Origin of the sequence: Bradyrhizobium sp. SMVTL-02, assembly GCF_051853005.1 — a bacterium.
Lineage (GTDB): Bacteria > Pseudomonadota > Alphaproteobacteria > Rhizobiales > Xanthobacteraceae > Bradyrhizobium.
This window is the reverse complement of the sequence record NZ_CP182469.1, coordinates 1,693,536-1,705,781: the sequence shown is the minus strand read 5'-3', so window position 1 is coordinate 1,705,781 and position 12,246 is coordinate 1,693,536. Positions and strand designations below refer to the sequence as shown.

At 56.6% G+C, this 12,246-nt stretch carries 9 protein-coding genes and 1 riboswitch; of the genes, 2 read left to right on the top strand and 7 right to left on the bottom strand.

The window, feature by feature from the left end; translation table 11 throughout:
• Positions 1 to 171 precede the first annotated feature (171 nt).
• Entirely contained in the window at positions 172 to 981 is an 810-nt protein-coding gene (locus ACNJYB_RS07955) for a class I SAM-dependent methyltransferase (RefSeq protein WP_439373445.1), read from the bottom strand.
• A gap of 1,158 nt (positions 982 to 2,139) precedes the next feature.
• On the opposite strand from ACNJYB_RS07955, the gene ACNJYB_RS07950 reads away from it, so the two are divergent.
• Together ACNJYB_RS07950 and ACNJYB_RS07945 are read left to right on the top strand one after the other, a co-directional pair.
• On the top strand, positions 2,140 to 4,260 hold the full coding sequence (locus tag ACNJYB_RS07950) for a prolyl oligopeptidase family serine peptidase (protein ID WP_439373444.1): 2,121 nt from the start codon (positions 2,140 to 2,142) through the stop codon (positions 4,258 to 4,260).
• Positions 4,261 to 4,847: 587 nt separating this feature from the next.
• A complete protein-coding gene (locus tag ACNJYB_RS07945) occupies positions 4,848 to 5,795 on the top strand; it encodes a LysR substrate-binding domain-containing protein (protein ID WP_439373443.1) in 948 nt (315 codons plus the stop codon).
• A 29-nt stretch (positions 5,796 to 5,824) separates the two neighbouring features.
• On the opposite strand, the gene ACNJYB_RS07940 is transcribed toward ACNJYB_RS07945, so the two are convergent.
• The 6 genes from ACNJYB_RS07940 to ACNJYB_RS07915 all read right to left on the bottom strand — a co-directional run bounded on the left by ACNJYB_RS07940 (position 5,825) and on the right by ACNJYB_RS07915 (position 11,516).
• The gene (locus ACNJYB_RS07940) at positions 5,825 to 6,196 is read right to left on the bottom strand and encodes a DUF3088 family protein (RefSeq protein WP_439373442.1); all 372 of its coding nucleotides are present in this window, start codon (positions 6,194 to 6,196) and stop codon (positions 5,825 to 5,827) included.
• 16 nt (positions 6,197 to 6,212) lie between these two features.
• A complete protein-coding gene (locus ACNJYB_RS07935; protein WP_439373441.1) occupies positions 6,213 to 7,391 on the bottom strand; it encodes a hypothetical protein in 1,179 nt (392 codons plus the stop codon).
• Positions 7,392 to 7,747: 356 nt separating this feature from the next.
• Positions 7,748 to 9,988: a tetratricopeptide repeat protein gene (locus ACNJYB_RS07930; RefSeq protein ID WP_439373440.1), complete on the bottom strand. Its 2,241-nt coding sequence runs from the start codon at positions 9,986 to 9,988 to the stop codon at positions 7,748 to 7,750.
• Positions 9,989 to 10,092: 104 nt separating this feature from the next.
• Entirely contained in the window at positions 10,093 to 10,248 is a 156-nt protein-coding gene (locus ACNJYB_RS07925) for a hypothetical protein (RefSeq protein WP_439373439.1), read from the bottom strand.
• A gap of 171 nt (positions 10,249 to 10,419) precedes the next feature.
• On the bottom strand, positions 10,420 to 10,818 hold the full coding sequence (locus ACNJYB_RS07920) for a ribbon-helix-helix domain-containing protein (RefSeq protein WP_439375501.1): 399 nt from the start codon (positions 10,816 to 10,818) through the stop codon (positions 10,420 to 10,422).
• A gap of 95 nt (positions 10,819 to 10,913) precedes the next feature.
• Positions 10,914 to 11,516, bottom strand: coding sequence for a DJ-1/PfpI family protein (locus ACNJYB_RS07915; protein WP_439373438.1), 603 nt, complete (start codon positions 11,514 to 11,516; stop codon positions 10,914 to 10,916).
• Between the two features lie 436 nt (positions 11,517 to 11,952).
• Positions 11,953 to 12,166: riboswitch (cobalamin riboswitch) on the top strand.
• The last annotated feature ends 80 nt before the right edge of the window (positions 12,167 to 12,246 follow it).

The following is a 12,246-nucleotide window of genomic DNA, read 5'->3' as shown; positions in this document are numbered from 1 at the left end:
GAAATGATACTAAGCGATCCATGCGGATTCGAGACCCGCTTTGTCCGGACGAAAGCGGACCCAGACGGGGACGTCATAGCCATATGCCCGAAGGTAGTGTGGCGCGAGCGAACGCCATTGAGGAAGATCGCGGAAGAAGCGATCCAGATCAGGATCGTAGCGAGGAGTTTTTCAGTCAGGTCGATGAAAGTGCTCCTCGGTCCCTCTCGTCAGTAGACAAGCGGCTTGTTGCCCTGAATAAGATATCCAGTTGACACCATAGTTGGTCTCGCGGATGAATTCGTCAAAAGCTAATCTTTCATGCTTCTCGAACCCTACGTAGTTGAAATATTCGTCAAACACGATAACGCATCCCGGACGAATCTGAGACTTGAGCCCCGTAAAGATGCTTCTCGTACTTGAATATATGTCGCAATCGACGTGGATGAACGCAACGGGCAGCTCGCGCCGAGCAAACACCGGAATCGTTTCATCAAACAGACCAACAATAAGCTCGACGTTCTCCGGCACGTCAGGCGCCTTGCCTCCACGATCGAAGTCCATTGGAAGGTATCCGTTCCATCGCTCCGGGAGGCCATTAAAGCTATCGAAGCCATAGAACTGCCGCTCTGGAAATCGCTCGGCCATGGTGCTGATAGTGTAACCGCCATAGACGCCGAACTCGAGGGCGACACCCGTACCCGCTTTTGACAAGGCATCAAACCTGAACTCATCGTGATCGGCAAAAAAGATAGCGTCCGCCATTTCTGTGCGGATTATCTCAATGGCTTGCTGCTGCGCAATCGCTGACAAAGTACGAAACAAGCTATGGTTTGTCCTGGGTAGCCCGTACATTTCCGCAGCGGTTACAAGTTTGCGCAGGTATTCATTTGCAATGTCCTGCTTGCCAAGCATTGTCGACAACGCATTGGCGACCGCGCGGGAGGAATTTGCTAGCCGATCAATTGCTGCCAATAAGCGATCATCCACCGCTTCTTTCATCGCGTCCTTCTCGCCGATTCCCCGACGAATTGATTCCATCGAAGCTGCATTTGCACGGGAGTTTGAATAAGCGGCCCAAACGGCAAAGAGCTAATCGTCGGATTTTCCGGCATCTTGGCTTTCATCGGCATCGATTAGCGGGTCGACATTAAGAAGCTTCGGTACCCACGTCTGAAACGTGTCATTGTTCGTCTTTTAGTCGGTTCCTTATCTTAGACGACCTCGCGAGCTTTGAGACGGCCCCGCGAGAGAAGCGGGTGCGGGACTAGATCAGCTAAGTGTGCCGTCCAGTGCGATGGTGCATGGCAGCGAGCCGCAATGTGCGAGCGAAACGTGCCAAGGATCGGACTTGATTCTGATCGGAGCCGATGTGCCAGAGGATCTGCTGTTTGAGATAGAGTTGTCGAAACGATCGTGCATGAAGGTCGGTGCATTGGAACTATTAGCCCCATTTGAACTCTGCTATGGCATCTAGCTTGTTAGGAGCCCTTCATCTCAATCAACTACTAGACATGCTAGTTGACGAGCGCGCTGCGGCGCATTCGGTGGCGCAGGTGGATTAGGGCTTGTGGGCGCTCGTCGAAGATCTTGCCGCACCGACAGGCGGAGAGGAAATACAAGCTCTTTCGCCTGGCCAGGAGAAATACAAGCTCTTTCGCCTGGCCAGGAAGAGCCGAGCCGTCCGATGACTATTTGGGGCACCTCTTCGGATGGCTTGGAAGATCGCCATGTACACCGTCCTTAACCTGATCGCGATCTGGCTGCTGATCAGCGCGCTGTTCTTTGTCGTGGTGACCGCCGCGGACAAATCTGCCCGATAGCGCCGAAACTGCGAAGAACCTACACGTATGGGGATAGGACTGCGCTGGCGCGGTGCATCATTGTTTCCCTTCCTGACCACTGAAGATCGAAATACTGGCGATGTCTGACAGACGATATCGCCGACATGTTGCCCGTGTTTGCTTGGCGATCAATGTCGGGAATCGGACATGGTCTGTGCCGCCCTGAGCAGCTGAAACTTCCGACTCTTTAGGCGGCACGCAGTTTGCAATGAATGGTCCGCAACCTGCGCTATGCCATGCGTTGCGTGCTTTCCGCCGCTTCTGCTCGACGCGCCAGGCGTGTTCGTGGCCCGTCGATCTCATCTGGAGAAAGTCCATGAACACATCACCCCTCTCCGCCGCGCCGCCATCGATTGCCCGCGCCGCGTCCACAGGGCTTGCGCAAGAGCGAACGACGTTGGTGGAGGCTGATGATCCATTCGTCTGGCTCGAAGACGTCGAAGGACAAGCCGCATTGGCTTGGGCTCGCGCCGAAAACGAGAAGACACTCGGGGTCCTCCAGGCAGATCCCCGCTATCGACGCTTCTACGAACAGGCGCTCACCATCCTGCAGTCCAAGGATCGGATTGCATCCGTTTCGTTGGGACGGCGCGGCTTAGAAAATTTTTGGAAAGATGAGGAGCATGTGCGCGGCGTGTGGCGGCACACCACCCTAGAACGCTATCGTAGCCAAGATCCACAGTGGGAAACCATCCTCGATGTGGACGCATTGGCCATTGCCGAGAACAAGAATTGGGTGTTTCAAGGTGGCAGTTGCCTTCCGCCTGAAGAGCGCCTCTGCCTGATTAGTCTTTCCGATGGCGGCAAGGATGCCGCGTCCATACGCGAGTTCGACAGTGAGACCAAGTCCTTTGTTGCGGACGGCTTTTATCTTCCGGAGGGCAAGCAGAACGTCAGCTGGGTCGATGGTGACACCCTCCTTGTTGCACGGGACTGGGGCAGCGGATCTTTGACGCAGGCCGGCTACCCCTTTGTGGTGAAGGAGCTCAAACGCGCTCAACCGATCGGTGAGGCTCGCGAGATCTTTCGCGGCGAGCCTACCGACGTTCAGACGGAGCCATGGGTGCTTCGAGACAGTGAAGGACGTATACATGCGACCGGCGCCATCCGTGCCATCAGCTCTGTCGAGTGTGAGTACGTGGTCTTCCGCCCCGGTGGGCCCATCAAGCTCAATCTGCCGAAGAAGGCGGCGATAGTCGGACTCGCGAGCGGCCGCCTGCTTGTGAACCTTGACGAAGAATGGGAGCCCGATGACGTCAGATTTGGGACCGGCTCACTGATTTCGTATGACTTAGCCGAATGGACGCAGGATCCGCTGCGCGCTAAAGCCTCGCTTGTCTTCCAGCCTGGGCCCCGCCAGGCCCTGAGCGGGCTCAGTAGCACAAAGAATTTCTTAATCCTGACGATCCTTGAGAACATTCAAAGCAAAGCGTTCCTTTATAGGTACGAACAGAAAGCGTGGTCGTCGACGCCGATCCCGCTGCCGCAACATACAAATGTCAACGTGTCAGCCACGTCCGAGCAAGCGGACCAGGCGATGTTCACGGTCTCGGACTACCTCAGGCCAACATCAATCTGGTATTTTGATGCCGAAACCCAAAACGTTGAGGAATTGAAGACGACACCTACCGCCTTTGATGCGTCCAATCACGTCGTGGACCAGTTGGAAGCGACTTCGCGTGATGGCACGTCAATTCCCTATTTTCTGGTGCGGCCGAAGTACGCAAGGTTTGACGGCGGCATCCCAACACTTCTTTATGGCTATGGCGGGTTCCAGGCTTCGCTTCTGCCCTCCTATCTCGGACCAGTGGGACGGCTCTGGCTCGAACAAGGCAATGTCTATGTCGTTGCGAATCTGCGCGGGGGCGGCGAGTTTGGTCCACAATGGCATCAAGCAGCTCAGGGGGCAGGGAAACAGACGACATGGGACGACTTCATTGCCGTTGCCGAAGACCTGATCCGCCGCAAGATCACAAGTCCGCGCCGGCTAGGAGTAATTGGCGGCAGCCAGGGGGGCCTACTCGTGGGCGCCGCAGTCACCCAGCGTCCCGAGCTCTTCAACGCGGCGATCATGCAGGTGCCGCTGTTTGACATGCTTCGATACACCAGCCTGGGCGCGGGCGCTTCCTGGATTGCCGAATACGGTGATCCCGCCATCGCCGAGCAGCGTTCGTGGATTGAAGCCTACTCCCCCTATCAGAAGCTGGCATCGGGCAAGACCTACCCCGCTCCCTTAATTCTCACCTCGACCAAAGATGACCGCGTGCATCCAGCGCACGGGCGCAAGGCTGCCGCGAAACTCGCCGCGCTGGGCCAGCCGTACTTCTACTACGAGAACATCGATGGGGGACACGCCGCCGCGGCCAATCTCATCGAACACGCACGTCGACTGGCGCTCGAATACACCTATGCATCGAAAAGGCTTTGTTCGGAGTAAATTCGGCGGAGGGGCTTATCGAAGCAGATAGATCCAGGACCATTGCTTATCTCGACGTCACCACGTTCCTGGCTGAATCGCGAGGCAAAAGCCGGGAACCACCCAATCGGCGGGCAAGACGCTATGCCGGATCTTGAGATTGATCGGAGGAATTCCATGAGCGCGAGGAGCGTTCGAAGCAAGCGAGTTAACTAGCTGCTCGTTTTGCAGCGTGGCTCGCCCGGCGGTATCTCCGTCGACGGGCGGTCCCAACTTGTTGCAGAGCCTGACTGGTCCAGGACTTGCCAAATTCCGTTGCCTCCTTCGGGAGGAGAGCGCACAGCAATGAACGCTGCAACAACCGGGAATCTCACGCAACCGTGCCTCAAGCACGACAAGACTGGAAGCGTCCGTGTGTCTCTGTCGAAACTCGGCTGCGAACTTGATCGCTGAACTCGCGTTGCTAGGCCTAGCACCGAAGAGGTCTCACTCGTCAGGTGTGTCCATCCAGCCAACAATTGCGGTCGTTGGCGCTGCCAAGGACCAGGCGCATGAGAGCTCAATAACAAATGCTCATCGCAGTTAGCGGTGCCCATGAGGTAAGTCGGATGCGCAAGTTACCTATTCTGAAAAGCCTTCATTTGTTTGAGGCGGTCAGCGAGTTTCCAAGCTTCTCAAGGGCGGCCGAGCGGCTAAATATGACGTCCGGCGCGGTAAGCTACCAGATGCGCCTTCTCGAGGACTGGTTCGGCAAGAGGCTATTCGTTCGCCATAATTCGGGCGTGCGGCTGACGTCCGACGGCGATCGACTAAAGAGTAGCTGTGCGAGCGCATTCACAATGCTCGAGAAAGAATGCTATGAGCTACGAAGGAACGATGCAGGACGTTCCGTGGTCGTGGGGTGCTCACCCACATTTTTGTCGCACGGCCTGTTGCCTCGCCTTGGTGCGTTCCGCCAACGCTACCAGGACATTGATTTTGTCTTTGAGACCGAGGCCGATCTAGATGCGCTGGCTGTTGGTGCGTTGGATGTATTGTTCGTTTGCGGCCTGTTGAAGCGGCCGCTTCCCGTTCGTGAGGTGCACATAGCGAACGAGATGATTGGCCCTGTCTGTGCGCCTGCTACGCTCAAGGCGATCAAAAGCCCGCAAGACATTTTGTCTATTCCTCTGCTGCACGAGGCCGAAAGATTGAACGCCTGGAGCGAATGGGCCAGCGCGGCTGGAATATGCTTACAGAGGTCGCGCCGCGTCGTGTTCGACACATTTTCCTTGGCTGTGGAGGCGGCAAAAAGTGGGCTTGGAGCCGCGATTTCCTCGCAAATTCTGGTCCGAAGCAACCTTGAGAAGGGAGAGCTTGTGGCTCCCGTTGGCTTTGTGCCGGTCAATCGCTCAATCTACATGTTTGTCAATGGGCACACGCGAAATATTGCGGCTGTTAACGAGTTCGAACGCTGGGTACTGTCAGAAATACTAGGCCCGAGTCATCAGCCATCGCCTGTCCTAGGCCGCAACTCGCAAGGTCAAGCAGGCCGCTCAATCGAAGCTTCGCCCTAAGGCCAATGCTGGCGTCAACGCCGTGATCATCATGGCCAAGGCGCCACTCCTCCGGGATAAAGCGCCGGAAATCCGTGACGCACAGCTAAACAATGAAGGATTGCAAATGGATCGTCGACATAGGCGAGCCCGTTCGCGTACTTCGCATTCTCCGGTGCAGGGCCTCCTCCCTTCTCGAGAATAAGAACGGGCGCGGACTGATGATCCTGCCCAAGCCTCTCGATGAGTGCGGTTCGTGGCTTGGCCCAGGCAACCCTACGAACGTCGAGCATCGCGGCGCGTCTTGGAAACGCGGACAGCACCCCGTCCAATAGCAAGCATTGCCAGCAATAGAATTCTCGTCCTGGCAAGGACGGATCTGCAAACGAGCGTTCCAAAAGGAACAACTGATCCCATGGCATCGCGTGAATCCCTGAACTACCGATCGACCGGACATGAACCTTGAGAGTGCCTTGATCTCACCACTGCAAAGGTCGCAACAGCGAAAGCAACAAATGCGCTTGCCGCGCATAGAAGCACGATCGTGCCGAAAGGGAGCCAGTCACCTAAAAGCGAGACAGCAATGCCGTTTCCCGCAACCCCGCTATAGGTACAACATTGAAATAACCCGGAAAGGCGGCCGGCTCGATCCGAAGCAACTGCGGAGACCATGTGCGTGTGGGCGGCAGCCGCAAATATTTGGCCAAAACCGAGCATCGCGCTGCTGGACGCGATGACCACGGTCAGGCCAGCATCGAGCGACATGATCGCAAGGCATGCCGCGAGCAGCATTGCGGCCCCGGCGACCGTCGGCAAGGCGCCCAATAGGTTGAAAATCGGCTTGACGGCTAGCGCCCCCAGCAGGGCCAAAACGCCGTTGGTCATAATGATTGTCAATATAAGGCCTCTGTCGAGAACCCCTCCAGTTGTCGCACGTATCGCGGGATAGACATTGATGATGCCCGCGCCGAGATTGAGCAGAAAGACAGCAAGGAATGCGGAATAGAGCGGTGTCAGATCCAGGACGGTTCCGGAAGGCTGCTTCTCAAGGATTGCTGGTGTCCTTCTGAACTGCAGCTTAATGCCAAGAAGCACGATCAAGGACAGGATGATCGCCGATAAATTGAACGCCAAAACGCCAGGCAAGTGCAATTGGTCGGAGAGCATGGCACCTGCGAACATTCCGATCAGATAGGTAAGCAGATCGATATTGGCAATGTTGCGCAACACCGAGATCATGCCGTCTTTCGACGTGATACGACGGAAGAAAGAAACTTCTGCAGACAAGTAAACGGGCTGGACCAGACTTAGGACGGCCATTGAGGCATAGCTCAGAAAGGAATCGGCTCCGTCGGTGCCGAAGATGGCGAGCAGTGCGCATATGCGAATCGCATTAACGATCATCATGGCGGAGATCGGGTCACGTCTGTCGACCAGCGGCGACAAGAAAAGACTCCCAAGCATGATAGGCGCAAAAGTGACGGCAACGCCGAGACCCGCGGCGCTCATGCCGGATTGGACAAGGCCGATTAGGATGCCTATTCGGAATGCCCAGCCGCCGATCTGAACGATCAAATGCGATAGATAAACCAATTGCCGTGTGCTCGACCAGCTCATTTCTAGCTCATCGAATGTGTCATCGGGTTCGCTTGATGCGGAAGCGAGGATGACGCTGGTCTTGTGCCGCCACATCGGTGTGATGAGCCGGTAAGGATATGACGAACGCTCTCGCAACGGGACGACTGGTTAGAAGGCATCATATCTGCCTCCCCCATGTGGCGTGCGGTCGTTCGGGACAACGTGCCGGCCAAACCGCATCCCGTTGCCTGGTCGGTCTCTGAATTTGTAGCGCTTGTCGCGCGACAGAATCCTCCAGACTTTGCCCTTAAGCTTTGAGGTGAAGCTATCATTTTCCTGGCGATCGTGCCGCACGCGGCTCGGCTTCGATGGCAATAATGCCATGAGCCGCCAGCTCATGAAGGCTTGGCGGAAGACGTAGAAGCTCGATCCCGCCGCGAAGCCAAGTCAGCTTGCAGACTTGTCCGGATGTGCTCACGAGTGAGGAGGTAATCTGGATCTCCCCCAACCTCGACAGCGACCGTGGCGTGGTTCAGTGATATATCTCGCCGGCCCTCGTTGAAGTACTCGATGGCGAGATTGTTGTGCGTGGGCGCATGTCGAGGATTGAGTTCAAGAGCTTGAAGATAGTGCGCGATGCTCTCGTTTGCTTTACCAAGCTCGGAATAGGCGAAACCGAGGTTGCTCTGCAAATCGGGATTCTTGGAATTGATATTGGCTGCTGCTAGATAGGACTCCAGAGCAGCTTTCGGCCTATCTTGCCGCATCAAGATGTTGCCCTTCTCGAAGTGAGCTCGCCATTCGTTTGGCTTGATGACAAGTGTTCTGTCGAGATCGGCTAGAGCGCCTGCGCCATCTCCCATTCTGTTGCGAAGTGCGGCCCTATTCAGATGAGCTTCGTAATAGGGGGGACAGAGCTCAATGGCGCGCGCATATGCCTCTAGAGCCTCAGCTTCCCGTCCGGGTGCTTTAGAAAGCAGATTCCCTAGGTCATTGTGATACTCTCCATAGTAGGGATCGTAGGCAATGGCCTCACGCAACTGCCTCTCAGCCTGAGGAAGATCGCCGACGAGTTCATAGACCTGACTGGTGTTGTAGATAAGAATCGACTGGTGAAGCTTGAAGCGCTCGTCGCCATACGCCTTAAGCATCTTGCCATGACCTTTCGAACAAAGGCTGAGGGCTTCCTCATATTTCTCCTGCTTGGCCTTGATGTAAGCATAGGCATTCTCTGCAAACACTTTGATATAATCGTACTTGTCGTGTTCCTTGAAATCCCGTTCGATAATCTCCAGATTTCGGACGGCGTACTCTTCGGCCACCGTGAGGTTGACCGGCTGCTGATAGCGTCCATACGTCATTGATTGGGCATAGAGAACCGTTGGCGTGTATCGGCTCTTCGGGAATGTCTTGTAGAATTCATTCAGATAGGGAACGGACACCCGCCCGCAGCCGAGCGAATACAGTACAAAAGCCGCGTTGATGAAGGCGGCGTTCGCCGGGGCATCTCCCGAGCCGTAGGTGCGAAGCGCAGGATCGGCGAAAATTTCCCCGAAGTAGCCGAACCAGAGGTCATACAGGCCGATGCTTTGGAGGATCTGACTCGGTTCTGCAACCAGTTCCAGACGCTTGTATTTGTCCCTTATCGATAGCGCATGAAGCATGACGAGCGGCGCCTCGCCCGCCAGATAGCGGTCGAGGGAAGCGCGGTGCACCTGCTCGTGCAGATGATCTGCGGTCGCCTGCTCGAAGATCGCATAGTTTCGTTGCGCGATGAGATCAGGCATCGTGCAATCGGATTCAATGTACGATTTGAGAAGGCTGTGTCGTTCCCCGGTGTTGAGAGTGGCCAGATGGAGATCCACAATCGCGATCGGCTCGAGATAGCCGATGACCGGCAATCCGGCTCCCGCGCATTTGCTCAAGGCCTCGGCGATCAGCGGATTCCCACCACTTGCCTCATAGATCTGCCGCTGTTTCTCCGTAGCGAGATTCCGATCCAGGATCGGCCCGAGTTCCTGAATGCTATATCTGCCGAAATGAACTTCGCTGGCGTCCTGGAAATAGAGGCGTTGTTCATAATCGATCAGGAGAAACCGAAACACGCGCGCATCGTCGTCCAGCCTATCGAGCAGCTTGATCAGGTTCTTCGCCGGGGTGGACAGGGTAGCCGCCCGGTCGATGACGAGGATGCGGCGTTCGTTGCGCTCTCGGGCACACCTGATCAGGAATTCGGCTAATCCAACCAAGAGTTTGTTTTGGTATTCATGATGATAGAAGCGTGTGCGCTCCTCCTTGCTCGAGGTATTGGTGAGATCCTTCGGCACGCTAAAGGCATCGCTGACCAGGAGAGGGAATAGCCGCTTCAAGGATTGTTGTGCCGCCTCAACCAGCTTTGGGCCATTTTCAGCAGCCCACGTCAGTTCGGCGTCGATGAGCGTTTGCAGGCCCGCAAGATAGCCGCCGGTCCGCCAGTCTCCGTCAGTGATTAAGATGTCCCAGCCGGAGCGCGCGAGTGCCGATTTGATCGTCGGAATCGGGGCCATGCCCGATTCTGCCTTCAAAATAGTGATCGGACTGAGTTCGACGGAAGATGATATGGCCGGGGCAATGCGCTGCTGGATCAAATCAACCATTCGACTCTCCGGAACTGTCACAAAGGAGGGTGGTCGAAAGGACCACCCTCCTTGCCGCTATGCTCTCATCAGGTAGATGCATTCAAGGCACTCGTCGAACCAACCTAAAGCGTACCGGTGTACGGAGTGGTGGTGCGGATGGTGGTCTTGATCTCAGCGATCTTCTTCTTCATCACGTTCTCCTTTCCTTCTCTGGCACGCCAGACCAAGCGAAAGTGCGGCCAGTCGTGTAGGAAAAGAATAGTGAGTTGCTGCGCCAATCCGCAGCGAGATTCCTTGACTGTCGCTATCAAAAAAATTGGAAGTGCGGCTCAGATGGCGCTAGCAAAAAGACCCGATCTGGCGCTTGGACCGTTGTGACTGGAGGCTCGGCTTTGTCGCGTGGGCCCCAGACGAGCTGCGGCAACCGCCATCGATTGACGCAATTCTGCCTAACCAGTGACTGAAATCCTCGATTTGTTACTCCCGCTCCCGGCGTCCGCAGCAAAGCGTCGTGCCTCGCGCTCGAGGATGCGGTTGGCATCTAGCGATCTGACCGGTGTGGCGAAATCGCGCGGGATGTCGCCAGAGAGTTGCAGCATCAGATAGCGGCCGCAGCAGACGCGGAGGAACGAGGAAAAGTTCTCCACATTCTTCCGGTCCTCCAGCAATTCTTCATGCAGCCGGTCCAGGAGCTGCGAGAGTGTCATGCCATCGCGCTGCGCGATCTCCTCCAGAATCCGCCAGTAAAGGTTCTCCAAGCGGATGCTGGTGGAGAAACCGCGCATTCGCACGGACTTCAGCCGGGTCTGCCAAAGCTCCGCATCCGCATTGACAAAGAGCCTGCACATGGGCGCCGCCTCAGGCAGCAGAAAGAGCCGGGTCACAGTCTATCACCCCGCCCTGCGCCCGTACCTACGCTCATTCACGTCGTCAAGCCGAACGATCATGCGGCGCGGCGCAGGCCGGAATGGCTGATCGTCGTCCCCAGAACGGCAAGAAATTGCGATAGCCACGCGGGGTGAGCCGGCCAAGCCGGCGCGCTGACCAGATTGCGATCTGTCACGGCGCCATTAATTGGGATCTCGGCATAAACGCCGCCGGCAAGTTCGACCTCGATGCGGCAGGCCGGATAGGCCGAACAGGTGCGCCCCTTCAGCACGTCGGCGCCCGCAAGGAGCTGCGCCGCATGACAGATTGCGGCGACGGGCTTCTCAGCAGCGAAGAAGTATCTAACCAGCTCGATCACCCGTCCATCGGTGCGAAGGTATTCGGGAGCTCGGCCCCCCGGGATCACGAGCGCGTCATAAGATGAGGAATCGATTTCGGCGAACGTGGTATTGATCGTGAAGTTGTGGCCGCGCTTTTCGCTGTAGGTCTGCTGGCCTTCGAAATCATGGATCGACGTTGCGATTGTGTCGCCTGCGGCCTTGCCGGGGCAGACGGCATGAACCGTGTGTCCGACGGCGAGGAGGGCCTGGAACGGGACCATTATTTCGTAGTCCTCACCAAAATCCCCGACGATCATCAGAATGCGCTTGCCATTCATGCATTATCCTCCGAACTTAGGTTCCAACGCTCGCTCTTTGCGCGGTCTGAGGATACAGACGCCGGACGAGACTTGGTGTTAACCCGTTAACGCAGTCGAGCGAGCGGCACGTGCACGCTGTCGTCGGATTGTACGCGGAAAGATGAGCAATATCCGCGCGCTTTGTCACAAGCTATCTTCACACGGTGCAGACTTTCATATCTCGACCAGGGGCTCCAAGGAAGCGTACGTCCCGCCGCGCCTGAATCTCAGGGACTTGAGCTTTGCCCGCTCGTGCGCCGCCGCTCACCCAAATCGTCGCCTGCCAGACTCCGTCCGCATAGCTGAGCCCTCGGCGGATAGACGACATCACCGCGGGCGAGCGCGGGAACGACGTCAAGATTGCGTGCAAAAATCTACGAGCCTCATCAGCTGTTGACAGCGCGTCCCGAATATCACTACATATCGTCATCACGGTCCGCTTGATCGCAAGATTTAGTGGCTAAGAGGGAAGCCGGTGAACTGCGCCTTGTGCGCGGAATTCCGGCGCTGCCCCCGCAACTGTCAGCAGCGAGCTGCTTCCGAACGACGTCACTGGTGCGACTGCGCCGGGAAGACAGGAAGTGCAACGACCTGCGAGCCAGGAGACCTGCCGTGACGACCAGAACGTCCACGGGCGGGGTGTCCGGCGGTCGCTTACACGCACCGTCCGGCAACATATCTGCCGGCGCTGCGTCAGCGTCCTTCCTTA